Source organism: Algoriphagus boseongensis (genome assembly GCF_004362805.1).
GTDB lineage: Bacteria > Bacteroidota > Bacteroidia > Cytophagales > Cyclobacteriaceae > Algoriphagus > Algoriphagus boseongensis.
Genome location: NZ_SNYF01000008.1, coordinates 175,713 through 193,705 on the forward strand (window position 1 = coordinate 175,713; position 17,993 = coordinate 193,705).

The window sequence follows — 17,993 nt, forward strand, 5'->3', positions numbered from 1 at the left end:
TGGCACCATGAAAAAATCAATCTTCTTTTCCTCTTTCCTAGTTCTTTTGTTTTCGCTTGTGCTGCAGGCAAATGGACAAGAGAAAAAGCCCAATATTCTGTTCATTTTAGTGGATGATCTGGGGTATCATGACTTAGGAATCACAGGAAGTAAATTTTATCTGACTCCCAATATTGACCGACTTGGAAATGCCTCTTACAGATTTACTCAAGGCTATACCAATTCTCCGGTTTGCAGCCCTGCAAGAGCAAGTCTCATGACAGGAGTCACTCCGGCTATCCATCATATCACGGATTGGATAGGAGCTGCTGAAGGAGAGGAATGGAGAAAAGCAGGTCGATTTACCAAACTCCTTCCACCAAGCTACGAACATCACTTGGATCATGCGGCTTTGACTTTGCCTGAGGCCTTAAAAGCGGCTGGGTATGAGACTTTTTTTGCCGGGAAATGGCATTTGGGTTCTGAGGGTTCTTATCCTGAAGATCATGGGTTCGATACCAATATTGGTGGATATGAGTCAGGAAGCCCAATGGGTGGGTATTTTGCCCCATACCAAAATCCTAAACTAGTCCAAGGTCCAGATGGGGAAAATCTCAGCATGCGCCTTGGTAATGAGACTGCCAGATTTATTGAAGGAAAGCACGACAAACCCTTTTTCGCCATGCTTTCCTTTTATGCAGTCCATAGTCCAATTCAGACTACAGAAGAAAAGTGGAAAAAATATAGAGACCGAGCCGAGGCCGCTGGCTTGACTGATCAGGGCTATGAAATGGAAAGAAGATTGCCGATTCGGGTGGTTCAAGATAATCCCGTGTATGCAGGATTGGTGGAGGTCATGGATGAGGCAGTCGGTCGGGTTTTGGAGGCTTTGGAGAAAAGTGGAGAATTAGAAAACACGCTGATCGTATTCACTTCTGATCATGGTGGAGTAGCCTCTGGGGATAATTATTCCACCTCCAATCTTCCCCTTCGAGGCGGAAAAGGCTACCAATGGGAGGGAGGACTTCGGGTTCCTTTTTTTATTAAAATGCCAGGTCAAACTTCAGGAAAGGAAATGGCCACACTTGCACAAGGGATGGATCTTTACCCGACTTTATTGGATGCTGTGGGAGTGAAAATTCCAGAAGGATTGGAAGGAATTAGCATGATCCCAGCAATTAATCAAAAGCAAGTAATTTCTAGAAATCTCTATTGGCATTATCCGCATTATGGCAATCAGGGAGGGGACCCAAGTTCTATAATTCGTCAAGGAGACTGGAAGCTGATTTATTACTGGGAGGATGGACATCAAGAGCTTTACAATTTGAAAAGTGATCCTCAGGAGCAGGTGGATTTAGCATCTAAAGAGCCTGCGGTGGTTCAGAAGCTATCTGGTGAGTTGATGACATACCTGGAAAAGACTAATGCAAATAAACCTCAGGTGGATCCGGAATACGATCCAGTAAAGGAAAAGGCGTATCTGGAAAAGGTTAAGAATGAGCGCTGGCCAGAACTGGAAAAAGCAAGAAAAGAAATCCTTCAGCCGGGCTGGCAGCCTGATCCTACTTGGTGGGGAAGTAAGGTGACTAAGGACTAAAAAAAAGGCTGCTTCAAGTATTTAAGCAGCCTTTTTTTATGCATTTTAAAATTATTTGGCAGTCAGGGCATTTTGGTCAAAGTGGATTCCTTCCCAACCAAACTGGATAAAGTTTCTGATATTTTGGTGGTCTGTTCCTTGGGGATTTTCCAGTACATCCTTTCGGTAGTAATCTCCAAAAAGTACCAGAGTTTGTTCTTTGGTCAAGCCTTGAAGCTTTGCAAAGGAGAAGATTTTGCAACTCCCGTTGTTTTGCCCTGCCTCATTTACCGTATTTCCATTAGTAAATCGGGTAGGAGTAAAGTCATAATGGGAATCGATAAATGCGATTACTTCTGCGAATTGAACGCTTTGAGGGTCTTTTTCTAGTTGATCGAGGATATTCATAGGCTGCGAAGATAGGTTTTCCTTACCTCCTCTTCCAAAATCAACTTCCTCATTTAAACTTTAAAATTTAAAGGATAGCTGAGCTTGCCTATTCTAGTCCATCATGCCCTTACCCTGAAAAATCTTTTCCACACACTTTTCGATTCTGGAAAGTCGGGTTTCGGCTTGCTTAGCCCCGGTGAAATGAATCAAATATCCTCTTTGTCTTCCGGGGGTTAGTGCAAAAAATGCCTTTTCCAGCCCCTCATGTTCTTCGAATTTTTGGGCTAATTCATCGGGAATTTCAGTTCCACTTTTTCGCGTAGCTTCAACTTTTTTACCCTGTTTCTCGATTTGAATTGTCTGTGAGACAAAATCCCGAATCTCCTTTTCCCAGCGATGGAATTGTTCCAAGTCGGTAAAACGAAAAACCTTTGCCTGCTGGGAATTTGGACCAGGAAATTCTAAAAGTCCCTGTTTGTCTTCAAGTAAAATTCCTTTCAAAAAACTCAGTACACAGGACTCGTTGAATACACCAAGCATCAGGACATTTTTTCCATTCAAAGTATAAGTCGGAACTCCCCATTTTCGCTCTTCCACCAATTCAGTTTCCAGAAGGATTTGGCGTAGGTTTTCCAAAATGGAAGTCCATTGATGAACCTTACAGGCTGGAGTTCCTCCTTTGGAACAACGCATGCATCCTTCGATTAGAAACTGATCTACTTGTGGATTGGGTTGGGACATGGCCTGCTCTATTTTTTCGTGATTCTGAAATCTATTGATTTTTCTCGTTTAGAAGGTTAGAAATCAAAGCCCTGATAGCTCTTCACACCATTGAATCAAACGGTTTTGATAAGCTTCATCCAAAACCGCTGGATGTGGACTTTTTACTTGCTTGTGCCGGAAATACTTTCCAGAAACATTGGCTTCCTTTTCTTCGCTTGTCGCCAGCCAAATCTGAGTTTCCACGCCTTTTTGCAAGTCATCGGGAGCGTTTTTGCCACCCATTTTGGTGGGAACCCATCCCGGGTCCACAGCATTGCAGCGTACTTCTGGATAAAGTATTGCAAAAGCAGCTGTCAAGGCAGTAATCATCAGTTTGGAGTCGGAATAGGTGGTTTTTTCCAATTGGCCTTTTTCAGAAAATTCCTTTCCTCCCAAATGCATGCTTGAGCTGAGGTAGATCAGCCTATTGGGTTTTTCCATTAAGGCTGTCAGTACATAAGGAGCAAGAACATTGACCTGGAAAATGGTTTTGGAATCTGCATGAAGGACTCCAGCATTGTGAATTACCGCATCAAACTTGCCAAGGTCATTTGCTGCCTTGGTAAGTTTTTTTGTTTCCTCCAGATTGGATAAATCGGCGATTAGAATGGGATAAGAGCTTGTTAATTGACTTTTCAGAAAATCTGCTCGCTCTTTATTTCGGGCGTGAAGGACCACTTGATGGCCTGCTGCAATCAATTTCTCAGCGGCCAATTTGCCTAGTCCATCAGTTGATCCAGTTATTAAAATTCTTGCCATAAGAAGGAAGTTTGAGTTAGTAGTAGAAAACTACTCCATTCACTCTAGTCTAGGGTGATTATTTAAGGCTTTGGTTTTGAATCAAACTTTGAAGTAATCTTATTTCTGAAAAAATACCGCTAAGCCATCTTTTCCAGCCACGGCAATATCAGGTTTCCCATCTTTATTAAGATCCTGAACTGAAAAATAAAGACCGGAACCTTTTCCCTCACCAAATGGTCCATAGCTGATTACATTTTTCACAAAGGATTTTCCATCCCATTTGAAATAATAAAGGCCCACTTCATCTTTCCCTCCGGGATCTTTTCCATTATGGGCTCGGAAGCGCTTTCCTGTCACCAATTCATTTTTTCCATCTCCATCCAGGTCCACCCATTCCAAAGTATGGTATTGAGAATGGTAAGGATCTATATCGTGACGAATGAATTCTATTTTACCATCCCTATCCACTTGCTCCATCCAATACAATCCATAATCGTGTCCATTTCCAAGGATTAAATCATTTTTTCCATCCCCAGTCAGGTCAGTAACAATTACCGGAATGCTGAGATCCTTGAATCCATCCATGGGGTGAAAAGTCCATTCCCCGTGCCGTAAATCTGCCGGAGCTTCATACCAGCCCATGGAACTGATCAAATCACCCCAGCCATCTCCATTGATGTCTCCGAAGCCTAGACCATGGCCTTGGGTTTCGAAGACCTGATATTTTTCAAACTGATTTGGCCCCACCCATTTATAAAAAGCCAAGGGCTTTCTGGGGTTATTGGGTACGATTTCAAGTGTTCCATCTCCGTCGATATCCCATGCTCTGGTGGTTTCAATATTGCCGGTTTCAGCAATGAGATGCTCTTTCCACTGGGATCCGTCTCCCGGATTTTCCTTCCAAATTAATTTGCCCTCAAACCATCCTCCTGTCACAAAATCCATCTTCCCATCTCCGTTCACATCCATGGGGATGGTGGAAAAATCCTCGTAATACTCCCCGTATCGCTTTACCTGACCAATCAGGAATCGATCAATAAAGGCTGGTCCTTTGTACCAATAACTTCCCGATACCAAATCAGGGTTTCCGTCCTGATCCACATCCATTATCCCCACTGATTCAAAGCTTTCAAAAGCAATCAGCTGCTTCTCAAACCGGAGATTTTTGGATTGAGCGAATGAAACCGATGAGATGGAGAATAATGCTAGAATTAGAAGGGGTTTCATTGATTTACGATTTATGATATTGGATTTACGACCAAAGCAAGGAGTTATGTGTCTGTTCCAAGGTTTCACCCAATTTTTCAATCTTTAAATTTTCAAATTTTTAATCCTTTTACTTCTCCATCGGATGCATCTTTAACAACTCAGCAGGACTCCAGAAACCTTCCTTGCCCTTCACTTCTTCCCGAACTTGCTTGACTAAATCTGGTGAAATAGGGGAGGCTTTATTTCCAAATGAATTTCGAACATAGGTAAGCACAGCTGCGATTTCGGTGTCATTGAGCATACCTTCGTAAGGAGTCATAGGAACTTGCCCTGGATATTCTCTTCCAGCCACTTCAATTGGCCCCATGATTCCTTTCAGGACAATCTTGATCATCCGCTCTGGACTTCCGGTCACCCATGGAGTTCCTCTAAGTGGAGGGAATTGAGAAGCCGTTAATCCTCCTCCATCAAGTTGGTGGCAGGTTCCGCAGAATCCTTCACGTGCATAAATTTCTTTTCCGAGAATGAAAAGCTCACGATCCGAACCGCTAAGAGAAGTCTTAATATCCTCCTCTTTTTTCTCTTCCACAGAAAGCCCATTCAAATGGGCCACGGCAGTTTCTAAAGTCCTAGGAATCCACACGTGATCCTTTTCCAATTTCTCAGCTTCAGCTAAAATCGGAATCCCAACTTCTCTTGGTAACCATGAGGCAGCTGCAATTGCCTCCATTTTTACCCGACCATTGGAATCCTTCACGGCCTCCATCAATAGGCTGGCCTGATCTTTTACCTGATGTCCAGTGTATCTCAACACCCGAACTGCGGCTGCTCTAGCGCGGTAATCTTCTGATTTTAAAACCTCTCGAAGAAGATCTTGATTGACCTTATTGATACCCCAGGTTACCCAGAGGGCTTCAAGTCGGTTATGCTCAAAGTTGGGGTCATTTTTATCCAAACTTGCTACCCAAGTTGCCACGGCATCATAAACTTCTTGGGCATTTCTTCCCCTCAATTCTCTTTTGGTTCTGTAGCGGGTTCGGTATTCAGGGAGTTTAAGATTTTCCAAAAGTTCCGGAATGCTAGCCCCGTCTATTTTAGCTGGGGTGACCAAAGGACGGGAAGGATAAGTCAGACGATAAATCCTTCCGTGAACATGGTCTCTAAGCGGATCGCGGGCATTGTGCTGCATGTGACCGATCAAGATATTGTGCCAATCCACCACGTAGAGCGACCCGTCAGGCGCTATTTCCATATCCACTGGTCGGAAATTTCTGTCTGTAGAGATCATCAAATCCTGTCTCCATTTAGTAGTAAAGCCAACCGTATCCTCGAAAACCTGATGTTGTTTGGTACCCAAAAAGCCAATTGTGTTATTGATAATTAGGTCTCCCTGAATGTCATCCGGAAAATGCCTGCTGGAAATAAATTCCAAGCCAGAAGTAGGTCTGACCATATGGTCTTTTTCAATCAGGTTGGGCCCTTTGAAGTTGCTGTTTCCATAGCGAGGTAAAACTGATCCCGGAAGCATCCAATTGACATTAGGTCCGGAAGTCTCGGCGTAGAAGTTTTGTCCCCAATCATTAAAGGCTATTCCCCAAGGATTTGGAATGGATACTTGATTGACTCGTTCGAGTTTGTGTCTCTTGGGTTCGTATCTATAGAATCCTCCGTTGGTAGCCCGAACCGGGCCATACGAAGTTTCTACATTGGTATGGAGGAAAACCCCTTCTGCCATGAAAATAGCACCACTTTCATCTGTAGTAAAAGCTGAAATGGCGTGGTGCGTATCGTGATCATCGAAGCCGCTGAGAAGGATAGTCTTTTTATCCGCTTTATCGTCTCCGTCGGTGTCTTCTAAAAGAATCAAATTAGGAGATTGAGAAACATATACCCCTTCTGCGGCTATTTCAAAGCCAACGGGAATATGGAGGTTGTCCGCAAAAGTAGTCTGCTTATCTGCCTTGCCATCCCCATTGGTGTCTTCTAAAATGATCAGTTTATCCTTGGGCCTTGGATCTCCTGGTTTGTAGTGAGGATAGCTTGGCATAGTTGCCACCCAAAGTCTTCCTTTATTGTCAAAGGATAGTTGGACAGGATTGGCCAAATCCGGGAACTCCTGCTCGGAGGCAAAAAGCTCCAATTTATATCCCTCAGGCACCTTGATAGTTTTCAGGGCCTCCTCTCCATATTTGTATTCCAAACTTCCATTGGCTTCTGGATTATAGTTGGTTTGCACCTCAGGAAGCGTCCTGGTTTTTGCATCTGCAGCCACAAGATCTTTGATTTTACCTTGATTGGCTTCCCAGATGGCTGTATCCCGAATGGCAGTCATCTGCCGTATTTTTTCCAATTCGAAAGGATAGTTGTCTGGACCAAAAGGATCATATCGTCTTCCAAAGACATGGACCCCATTTGGTATTTTATAATCATTGTGCCAAAGCCAGTTTTTCTCCATCACAGCCTGATGGACGAGATCCAAATTAGCCTCAACTTTCCTGTCCTCTTTCCCGAAAAGTTTATCGGAAAGTAAAAGTGCTAGCTTTTTGTAACCTTCCTCGGTCAGTTGAGATCCATCAATGGTCAAAGGTTCATCAGAAGACTCATACCATTTCTGGCTGACTGAAAATGCGTCCACAAACACCAAATCATGCTTTTTTGCTACCTCAGCCATTCCTTCAGTGTAAAGCTTTAAAAGCTCATTTTCTTTTTCCCCATTTGGTACATCAACCAGATCAGAAATATCCTCAAAGGCAATGGGAGATACCAAGGCTAATTGAGGAGGGGTGCCGCCATTGTATTTTTGAGCTTTGGAGTGCATGATCCAAGCTTCCAGTTCATCCTTGAAGTTTTGGAGTTTTTCCTTTCCCTGAAAAGATTCATTAAAACCAAAAAATCCCACTACGATATCTGCTTTCAATCTGGTGAGCCATTGATCAGGTTTTTCCAAAAATCCCTCGCTGCCTGAACGAGTGGCATATTCATCCTGAAAATCCTCTGCCCCGGGAAAAGCCCAAGGGTCATTGGTTCCTGATCTTGGTCTGAAACCCGGAGTATCCCCCGGATCGCAGAGATTCCTTATTATTAAAGTGCTATCTGGGTACCGGAGATGCATTTCAGTTTCAAACCAGCCGAATTCCATCATTCTTGAACCAAGGTTATTTCCCACTAAAGCAATGCTAGTGTTTTTCTTTAGGTCAAGGGTTTTTTCTGGAGTACAGCCAATTGAAATTGCCAGCAGCCCAAAAGCGATAAATCCAAAGAGGTAAGGGTTATTGGGTTTCATAGGGAAGGGATTTAATCTTAAGTATAGGCAGATTGATCAGATTTTTCAATTTAAATTATTTAGAGGGAGCATTCTTAAGATTTCATCCTTGACAGTTTTGGTTTTTCATTTTTTAAAAAAGGAATCAGGGAAAATCTTCAGTGCCATTAATCAAGTCTGAAATCCTTTTATCCTAAAATCCCGAGTTGTTTTCCGGTTAGTGTCCTGTAGTGTCCTGCCTTTTATGTGCTGATTTTCTGGTAATTAGACAGGATTCAACAGGATAGAAATAGGATGGATATAATGAATCTTGAAGGAAGTTTTATTTCAATCATTAAACCCACCTGTATGAATAACCACTATCTATCTAAAATAAAAACTCGGTTTTTTGGGTTTTTATTAATCATGCTCTGTCTGAGCATAGTGAGTTTCGGGCAGACCCAATCCGTTCGAGGGGTTGTCAAATCTGGTCCCGATAATGAACCAGTTCCGGGTGCCCTGGTCCTTATTAAAGGAACTCAGAAGGGCACAGTCACAGATATTGATGGCGCATTTACCATCGATGCTTCTCCAGGGGAGATTTTAGTCATCAGCTTTGTGGGTTACGCCACCAAAGAGGTTGCAGTCGTTGCAGGACAAACCAACGTCAATGTAAGTTTGGATCTTTCCACTTCAGATCTGTCCGAAGTCGTAGTTGTTGGTTATGGTAGCCAGATCAAGAAAGAGGTGACTGGTGCTATTCAAACCGTTAACGAGGCTGAGTTAAAAGACCTTCCCGTTTCTTCAGTAGCTCAAAAGCTTCAAGGCAGACTTGCTGGTGTTCAAATCAACCAAACTACCGGAAAGCCTGGTCAGGGTATGAGCGTCAGGATCAGAGGTCAGCTTTCAGTTTCAGGGGGTAGTGATCCTCTTTATGTAGTGGATGGATTCCCCATCACTGGAGACATCAACCAAATCAACCCGGATGAAATTGCCGACATTTCAGTATTGAAAGATGCAGCTTCCACTTCACTTTATGGATCCAGAGCTGCCAATGGTGTGGTTTTGATTACTACCAAAAAAGGTAAAGTAGGTCAAACCAATGTAAACTTAAATGTTTGGACAGGCTTCCAAAATGTCCCTGAGAAAGGGAGATTGGAAATGATGAATGCGGAAGAATTTGCCCAGTTTAAGAAGGAATATTACGAAGATGCGAAGCAGACAGTTCCTGAGGTTTTTCAAAATCCAGCCCAGTATAGAGATAAAAACAACGATTGGTATGATGCCATGTTGGTGAATGGAGCTCCAATCACCTCTTATAACCTTACAGTGACTTCAAATAAGGAAAGGGTAAATACAGCCGTAATCGCTGGGGTTTTTGATCAAAAAGGGGTGGTAGTAAATACAGACTATCAGCGTTATTCTCTCCGTATGAATACAGACTACCAAGTGTCTGATAAAATCAATATCGGAGTGAACATTGCTCCTCAGTATGTTTATGACAATACTCCAAGAACTGACGGTACCAGAGGTACAGGTATTCTATTCAATGCACTTCATACCTGGCCGGTAATGCCGATTTACGACGAACAAGGTGAATTGACTTTCTTTAACCGATTTCCAGCCAATACCGGAAATATCTTCGCCTATCCAAACTGGGTGAGATCAGCACAGGAAATTACCAACGAAACCAAAAGAACCAATGTGCTAGCAAATACTTATGCCGAGTGGAGACCAATTAAAGGTCTGTCTTTCAAGTCAACCTTTAACGTGGAAATTTCTAATTCCAGATTCTTCTCCTTCAATCCTTCTACTGCAACTTCTGCGATCAACGTAGCAATTCCTACAGTAGCAGTATCCGTTAGAGATGATATTTCAAGTTTGTCTTGGTTGAATGAAAATATCGCAACCTATCGTAAATCTATCAATGATCACGCTTTTGAGGTCTTATTAGGTTTTTCAAATCAGCAATTCAGAACGGATCGTACCAGAATACAGGCCGATACCTATGCAGATGACCGCCTTCCCACTATTCAGGGGGCAATTAACGTCAATAGAGGAGGTACCTTTACCGATGTAGGTGAATGGACTTTGACCTCTGTGTTCTCAAGATTGAATTACAATTACAAAGGAAAGTATTTGTTGACTGCATCAGTTCGGACAGACGGATCTTCAAGATTCGGATCTGAAAACCGATGGGGTGTTTTCCCTTCTACCTCCGTGGGATGGGTAATGTCTGACGAAGGCTTCTTACAAAATAATTCTACAATTTCATTTGCAAAAGTAAGAGCAAGTTTCGGTGTGACCGGTAATAATAACATCGGTAACTACACCCAGTATGCCTTGGTAAATAATACCATAAATGCAGTCTTTGGGAATAATGTAGTTTCAGGAGCAGGGGTAACCTCCCTTCAAAATACAAACTTGGGATGGGAAACTACTTCGCAGTTTGATTTGGGTTTTGATTTGGGTTTTTTGGATGACAGAATCCAGTTCACTTACGATTACTACACCAAAAACACTACTAACCTTCTTTATGCTGTTCAGATTCCACAGGAATCAGGATTTACCAACTTCAATGACAACATTGGGGAGATCAAGTTTTGGGGACATGAATTTGCTATCAATGCAATCCCAGTAACAGGACAATTTAGCTGGACTATCAATGCCAACCTTTCTATCAACCGCAACGAGGTACTTTCCTTGGCGGATGGAATCGACAGAGTATATGGATCTTGGCATATTACTCAGGTCGGTCAGCCTTTCGGTCAATTTTATGGATTGCAGAAGTTAGGAAATTATGCTAATGCGGAAGATTTGGCCAATTCTCCAAAAATCCCAGGTAGATCTACAGTAGGTAGTATCAAGCTTAAAGATGTGAATGGAGATGGGGTGATTACTTTCGGGGGAGATAATGACGATAGAACTATAATCGGAAACCCATTCCCTGATTTCATTTACGGGCTTGTCAATAATTTCAAGTTCAAGAATTTCGATGCCAGTATCACGGCATCAGGATCCCAAGGAAATGAGTTGTACATGAGACATTTGTTCTCTACAGCGAATTTGGACGGGGTATTCAATATGGTTAGAAGAGCAAAGGATCGATTCCGGTCTCCAGAGAATCCTGGAGAAGGAATTTTCGGGACCACCGTCGGTGGGGGTAATGTAACGGGAATTGAGAGGGATTGGCCTAACAGTAATTTTGTTTGGGATGCCTCTTATTTCACCATTAGAAACATCACAGTTGGATATACTTTCACCAAGCTACCAAAATCTGTAAAGTCTGCTAGACTTTATATGTCCGGCCAAAACATGTGGGTATTTACCAAATATTGGGGAGGTTCCAATCCTGAGGTTAGTATGCAGAACAATGGCCAGGGAGATGGGGGTAACTTAAGTCCAGGAGTTGACTTGGGACCATATCCAGTGCCAAGAACGATCACCTTTGGTGCCAATATTACTTTCTAATTGGCTGAAATCTGATCTATTCTAATCAACCTAAACATGACGAAAATGAAAAAATATATCCCAGTCCTTCTCGCAGCTAGTTTGTTTATAAGCAGCTGTGATGATTTTCTGACAGTGGTGCCCGAGACCCAATTGAGTTCGGCTACTTTCTTCAAAAATCAAAAAGACTTTGAACAAGCAGTCAATGCGGCTTATGTGCCCCTTCGTACCATAGTAAACGACCGGGCGTGGTTACTCGGTGAAATGCACTCTGACAATACCTACTATGCGAGAAACGTTCTCTTTGGAGCGACGGATAACCAAGAAGATTTAGCTGATTTTTCGGTTCCTGAATCTAACGGTACCACTGCCAATGTCCATGTTCTCAATCAATGGAGACAAGATTATTTGATTATAGCCCGCGCCAACCAAATTCTTGCCTTGATTGATGACGTAGATTTTGATGCAGCAGCAAAAGCCAATGTCAAGGGGCAGGCTCTCTTTTTAAGAGCCTATGCGTATTTCGAATTGGCAAGATATTTTGGAAAAGTTCCTTTGCATTTAACTCCAGTGGCATCCAGAGAAGAAGCTGCTCTGCCGCTTTCCGAGGAGGCAGAGATCTATGCTCAAATTATTTCTGATCTGAATGCCGCTATTCCGCTTTTGCTGGATAAATCCAAACAGGAACCAGGAAGAGTCACTGAGGGTGCTGCCAGAACCCTACTAGCCAATGTTTATATCAATCTCAAGCGTTGGTCGGATGCAGAGCAGGTGTTGACCCCTGTAATTACCTCTGGTAAATATTCGCTGATGTCGTCTTATGCAATGGCTTTTTCTGATAACGCTGCCAATAAAAACAATGCAGAATCTGTTTTTGAAGTTCAGTTTCAAGAAGGAGCCGCTGGATTGCAAGGTAATTTCACCTATCAATGGTTACCAAGACCGATTTCTGCCGCAGAGCTTCAGCCCCTTATGGGAACAAGTAATCCTCAGCCACAAGATGGTGAAGGAAATAACATTCCTACACCAGATATAATAGCTGCTTATGAACCTGGTGATTTGAGAAAAGATGCATCTATTGGATATGTGTTTTTGTCTGGGGCCTTTCAGGTTCCAAAGACTTTGCCTTACATCTTGAAGTTTTTCAAGAAGCACTCCCAGCATAACAACCATGGTCAAAACTTCCCAATTTATCGTTATGCAGAAGTCCTATTGTTCATGGCTGAGGCATTGAATGAGCAAGGAAAAACAGGTCAAGCGATTCCATACTTGAATCAAGTAAGAACACGTGCGGGACTGGCTGCTACCACCGCCACTGGCCAAGCTGGAGTAAGGGAAGCAATTTTCAAAGAAAGACGAGTTGAGCTTGCGTTCGAGAATAAGCGTTGGTTTGATATTCAGCGTACTGACCGAATCCAAGAGATCATTATTCCTCATGGTAACCGAATCAAAGCCAATCCTCAAGCCTATTATTATCCACCTCTTCCAGGTGCTGTGCCGAGAAGTAATGCATTCACCAATTTGAACAAGTTTTATGCTTATCCTGCTGATGAATCTAATTTGAGTCCTTATTTCTAAGTTGGTTTTCTTCTAATTGATAGCCCGGTGTCCAAAGAATTCAAGGGGGTTCTAAGGATGCTGGGTTATTTTTTTGGCAGACAAGGCAGGATAGTGAACAAATTGATAAATAGTAAATAGTCCTTGTGAATGGCTACTATGTTTAAGAATTAATTGGCAACTTGAGATAGAAGTATTCATAATTTGAAAGCAATAAATCCAAATCATATGGTCCTTAAAAAAATCCCTCAATCTCTTCTTCTTTTGGTTGGCGCTCTGGTATTGATTACCTCCTGTGCTAAGAAAGAAGAAACCGGTCGAAAGCTTACCGGAAATCCAAAAATCGATAAACTCAAATTGCCTGATGGCTTTGAAGCTGAGTTGCTTTACAGTCCCGGTGAAAATGACCAGGGGTCTTGGGTTGCCATGACTTTTGATGATAAGGGACGAATGATTACCTCAGATCAGTATGGCTTTTTGTACCGGCTGGAATTACCTCCGATCGGATCTGACTCCACCGTCAAGCCAAAGGTTGAAAAGCTGATCGTGGGCAATGTCCCAGATTCCCTGGTCGGAATGGGCTATGCACAAGGTTTGCTTTATGCATTCAATTCACTGTATGTCATGGTGAACCATAATCCCAATGAGACCTTCAGTCAGCCAACTGGATTGTATAGAATTCAGGATTTGGATGGAGATGATCAGTTTGAGACAATTACTCAAATCCGAGAACTTAAAGGTCAGCAAGGAGAGCACGGCCCTCATAGCATGAAGTTAACTCCTGATGGAAAAGGTATTTATCTGATTGCGGGTAACCATGTGGATGTTCCCGAGATGAATTCCTATCGTCTTCCAAGAGTTTGGAATGAGGATAATCTATTCCCATTGATCAAAGATCCAAGAGGTCATGCTAATAGCAGAATGGCTCCTGGAGGATGGATCGCAAGAATTGATCCTGAAGGAAAAGATTGGGAATTGATAGGAGCTGGATTTAGAAATGCTTTTGACTTCGACTATAATGAGGTAGGGGACATTTTCGCTTACGATGCGGATATGGAATGGGACTTTGGAATGCCTTGGTATCGCCCAACCCGAATCAATCACGTAACCAGCGGAGCTGAATTTGGCTGGAGAACAGGAAACTCTAAATGGTCTCCAAATTATCCGGACAATCTTCCTGCAATTTTGAATATTGGACAAGGCTCGCCAACCAATGCCATGTTTGGCTATGGAGCAAACTTCCCAAGCAAATACAAAAAAGCGCTCTATGCATTTGATTGGAGCTTTGGTATTATTTACGCGATTCATTTGACACCAAATGGGGCAACTTACGATGCCAGTGCTGAAGAATTTATTTCTGGTTCTCCACTTCCTTTGACAGATGGAATCATCGGTCCAGATGGTGCATTTTATTTTGCCACAGGTGGTAGAAGATTGGAATCTGATCTTTATCGGGTGACCTACAAAGGAGAATTGGATACGTATACTCCAATGACAGAGGCCGACCTTCCAGAGGCGGCAAAAATCAGAAGAGATTTGGAGCAATATCATAAGGAAGGAGCTCCGGCCGAAGGATTAGAAAAAGCCTGGGCTCAATTGAATAATCCGGATAGATATGTGCAGTATGCTGCAAGAATTGTTTTGGAACATCAGCCTGTTGCTTCCTGGAAGGATAAAGCGATTGCTGAAACCGATCCTGTGAAAAAGATTCACGCAATCCTTGCTTTGGCCCATCATGCTACCGATGCGGATGCAGCTGCTATGTTGAATAGTTTGATGCAGATAGGTTTCAAAACCTTGAGTACAAAGGATAGACAGGATTTACTGCGTACAATTGAGGTGATTCTTTATCGTTATGATAAAGGTGCCGAGTCAGTTAAGTCTCAGTTAGTAGCCTATCTGGATCCTAATTTCCCGGCCAATGATAACATGTTGGATAGATCGTTGAGTATTTTGATGGTTCATTTGGATGCACCTTCTGCTGTAGAAAAAACCTTGGCCTTACTTAGAAATGCTAAGGATGATCCTGATTACCAAAAGACTTTCACAGCCTCTTCGGACTTGATTTTCAGAAATCCACAATATGGAATGGACATTGCCAATATGCTTGCCAATGTTCCCCCTGCGCAGGCTACCTTCTATGCTACTGTTTTGGGTGGGGCTGACAAAGGCTGGACTACACATGAGCGTGAGGAATATTTTTCTTGGGTAAAAAATGCATTAACTCAATATAAAGGCGGTAGAAGCTATGTGGGTTTCTTGGATAGAGCTCGTAAAATGGCGCTTGCCAGTGTAGATAAAGCCGAATTCGAAAAGTATGATGAATTATCTGGAGGTAAGCTTTTGACTGCCAATGGAAATGATATAGTCAATTCTGGTGTTCAGCCAGAAGGTCCTGGAAGAAGATGGACGCTTGAAGAAGCGGAACCATTAGTAGCCAATCTAGTTGGTAGGGATTTGGTAAAAGGTAAAGCAATGTATTCTGCGGTACTTTGTCAGTCTTGTCATACCATGCAAGGAGAAGGAGGAGTCATCGGTCCAGATTTGACTCAATTGGGAACTCGATTCTCTCCAAAAGATATTTTGGTGGCCACTATCAACCCTAGCGAAACTATTTCTGATCAATACCATGCTACTGTATTAGAATTGAAGGAAGGCGGTTCAATTGTAGGAAAGTTAAATGATGAGGACGAGCAGAATTATTATATCTCTCAGAATCCATTTGCGCCGGATCTGATCAAAACTGTTCCAAAGAATACCGTGGTTTTGAAAAAGAACGCCGAGGTTTCCATCATGATGCCGGGCTTGATCAATCGACTTAACGAAGAAGAGTTGAAGGATTTAATAGCCTATTTGGTTTCAGGGGGAAATCCGGATCATGCAGTTTATAAAAATCAAGCAACAGCCCAGAAATGAAAACTAAGTTCAGTCCCAAGAAATCCTTTGTGATTCTTTTGGGGGCAGCCCTTTTGGTTTCTCTTGGATTGAGTTCCTTTCGAACAGTCAATCGGTGGGGAGAAGCCGCCTTTCTTCTAGGTAAAGCCTTTAGCTTTGGTTACTCCGATCCAAAAGTGGCTGATTTTGAATCCATCTTTGACGGAAAATCCTTGGAAGGCTGGGAATATGATCCTGCCTTTTGGACAGTGAAAGATGGTGCAATCCATGGAGAAACTTCCGCAGATAATCCCTTAAAAGCGAATACCTTCATTATTTGGAAGGGAGGGGAAGTAGGTGACTTTGAGCTGAAAATGGATTACTGGATTTCTGAAACGGGGAATTCGGGAGTGCAATATCGAAGTGATCGATTCACTGAAGTTCCTTATGCATTAAGGGGCTATCAAGCCGATATTGATGGTGGAAATCGCTACACTGGACAAAACTACGAGGAGAGAAAGCGTACTACCTTGGCTTATCGAGGACAGAAAACCAGAATTACTTCCCAGCCTGATAGCATCACCAATCTTCGCGAATTCGTAGAGAGGAATGCATGGAAGGGACTTAATTTGGTAGAAGACCTTGGAGATCGGGCCGAATTGGGTAATCTGATCAAAAAAGGAGACTGGAATTCAATCCATATCGTGGCCCAAGGCAATGTGTTGAAGCATTATGTCAATGGAACTTTAATGAGCGAAGTTCATGATGAGGATTCTAAAAATCGGATGCTAAAAGGTCTGATGGGCATGCAGATGCACGTTGGCCCTCCGATGAAGATAATGTTTAAGAATGTTCAATTGAAAAAGATGTAAAGGTTTGAACCACTTAAAGACAAAGGCACAAAGTAAATTTTGTGCCTTTGTGCTTTTAGGGTGATTTCAAATTTCTTTTTTGATCAACGGCAAAATTCTGTTTTTCATTTTGCCTAATTTAAAGCCTAGCTTTTCTGTGCTACCCATATAGGGCAGGATAGTCTCAGAGGGCCTTTTTTATAGGTTACAGTTTCATCCATAAACCCAAAATGAATCTTCAGAATCCAGCAAGTTGGAAGTATAAACTTTCAAATTCCCAGCAGATCGGGGGAATAGAAACCTCTGTTGTGGATAATGGAGCAGGAAGAGGAGTTAGGATTGCTTGGGTGAATACAGGAACAGGCCTTCGCTATAAGCTGATTCTTGACCGGGGAATGGATATCCTCGATGCTTTTTTTAATGAAAACAGCCTTGCCTGGATTTCGCATGCAGGAATGACTGCCCCACAACCATTTTCCAACAAAGGAATAGACTGGCTCCGAACTTTCGGTGGGGGATTATTAACCACTTGTGGACTCTCCAATGCAGGTCCGCCGAATTCGGATGAGGGAGAAGCCCGTGGTCTTCATGGGAATTATTCCAATACTCCTGCGGAATTGGTGTCCATAAAGCAGCCAGACATTTTCTCGGGAGATTTGAGTTTTGAGATTGTGGCTAAAGTTCGGGAGACGACCACTTTTGGACCAAGTCTGGAGATGCACAGAAGTATTTCAGGAGTCCTCGGATCGCCCGAAATTCGGATAAAAGATACTGTTATAAATAGAGGGAATTCGGCAGCTCCTCATATGCTGTTGTATCACATCAATTGCGGCTGGCCTTTGATCGATGAGGGAACTCGGATCGTTTGGCAAGGTGAAAAAAAACCGAAAGCTACTGATGCGAATAACACTGACTTCAACCGCAAGTATGAATTTACCCGCTGCGCTGCCCCGATGGATGAGCATTCAGGCTTTGGGGAAGATGTGGCATTTATTGATCCAAAAGCAGATTCAAATGATCGGGTGATTTGTGGCTATGCCAATGATGAATTGAGGTTGGCTTTGAAGATCACATTTTCCAAAACACAAATGCCTTGGCTGATCAATTGGCAACATTGGGGGAAAAATGAATATGTCACAGCCCTGGAGCCTGCTACGCATCCACCGATTGGGCAGGCTGCTGCAAGGGAAAATGGAACCTTGATTCTTTTGGAACCTGGAGAAAGTCGAACTTATGATTTGCTCCTTGAAGTGCTCACAGGAGAAAAAGTAAAGGAGTTTAAAGTTTAAAATTAAGAATTAGGAGAGCTTGGTTAATCTTTCAATTTTCCAATCTTTCAATTTCCAATAAATAGTAACTCAAT

The 17,993-nt window shown here is 42.7% G+C and carries 11 protein-coding genes; 6 read left to right on the forward strand and 5 right to left on the reverse strand.

Annotated elements, in window-relative coordinates:
• The first annotated feature begins 7 nt into the window (after positions 1-7).
• A complete protein-coding gene (locus tag DFQ04_RS14625; protein ID WP_133557169.1) occupies positions 8-1,576 on the forward strand; it encodes a sulfatase in 1,569 nt (522 codons plus the stop codon).
• Positions 1,577-1,627: 51 nt separating this feature from the next.
• Here the strand turns inward: DFQ04_RS14625 and DFQ04_RS14630 are convergent, their stop codons facing one another.
• The 5 genes from DFQ04_RS14630 to DFQ04_RS14650 form a co-directional block, all read right to left on the reverse strand.
• The gene (locus tag DFQ04_RS14630; protein WP_133557171.1) at positions 1,628-1,963 is read right to left on the reverse strand and encodes a HopJ type III effector protein; all 336 of its coding nucleotides are present in this window, start codon (positions 1,961-1,963) and stop codon (positions 1,628-1,630) included.
• A 93-nt stretch (positions 1,964-2,056) separates the two neighbouring features.
• Positions 2,057-2,686 carry a YdeI/OmpD-associated family protein gene (locus tag DFQ04_RS14635; RefSeq protein ID WP_133557173.1) on the reverse strand — a complete coding sequence of 210 codons (630 nt, stop codon included), beginning with the start codon at positions 2,684-2,686 and terminating at the stop codon, positions 2,057-2,059.
• A gap of 63 nt (positions 2,687-2,749) precedes the next feature.
• A complete protein-coding gene (locus DFQ04_RS14640) occupies positions 2,750-3,466 on the reverse strand; it encodes an SDR family NAD(P)-dependent oxidoreductase (RefSeq protein ID WP_133557175.1) in 717 nt (238 codons plus the stop codon).
• A gap of 99 nt (positions 3,467-3,565) precedes the next feature.
• Positions 3,566-4,675, reverse strand: a complete 1,110-nt coding sequence (locus DFQ04_RS14645; protein ID WP_133557177.1) for an FG-GAP repeat domain-containing protein — start codon at positions 4,673-4,675, stop codon at positions 3,566-3,568.
• Positions 4,676-4,784: 109 nt separating this feature from the next.
• Entirely contained in the window at positions 4,785-7,940 is a 3,156-nt protein-coding gene (locus DFQ04_RS14650) for a PVC-type heme-binding CxxCH protein (protein WP_133557179.1), read from the reverse strand.
• Positions 7,941-8,267: 327 nt separating this feature from the next.
• Here DFQ04_RS14650 and DFQ04_RS14655 point away from each other — a divergent pair, with 327 nt between their 5' ends.
• The 5 genes from DFQ04_RS14655 to DFQ04_RS14675 all read left to right on the forward strand — a co-directional run bounded on the left by DFQ04_RS14655 (position 8,268) and on the right by DFQ04_RS14675 (position 17,919).
• On the forward strand, positions 8,268-11,369 hold the full coding sequence (locus DFQ04_RS14655) for a SusC/RagA family TonB-linked outer membrane protein (protein ID WP_133557181.1): 3,102 nt from the start codon (positions 8,268-8,270) through the stop codon (positions 11,367-11,369).
• 45 nt (positions 11,370-11,414) lie between these two features.
• Positions 11,415-12,926, forward strand: coding sequence for a RagB/SusD family nutrient uptake outer membrane protein (locus DFQ04_RS14660; RefSeq protein ID WP_133557183.1), 1,512 nt, complete (start codon positions 11,415-11,417; stop codon positions 12,924-12,926).
• A gap of 207 nt (positions 12,927-13,133) precedes the next feature.
• A complete protein-coding gene (locus DFQ04_RS14665) occupies positions 13,134-15,821 on the forward strand; it encodes a c-type cytochrome (protein ID WP_133557185.1) in 2,688 nt (895 codons plus the stop codon).
• Positions 15,818-16,651: a 3-keto-disaccharide hydrolase gene (locus DFQ04_RS14670; protein ID WP_133557187.1), complete on the forward strand. Its 834-nt coding sequence runs from the start codon at positions 15,818-15,820 to the stop codon at positions 16,649-16,651. Before DFQ04_RS14665 ends, DFQ04_RS14670 begins: the two co-directional genes overlap by 4 nt.
• A gap of 209 nt (positions 16,652-16,860) precedes the next feature.
• Positions 16,861-17,919, forward strand: a complete 1,059-nt coding sequence (locus tag DFQ04_RS14675; protein ID WP_133557189.1) for an aldose 1-epimerase family protein — start codon at positions 16,861-16,863, stop codon at positions 17,917-17,919.
• Positions 17,920-17,993 lie beyond the last annotated feature (74 nt).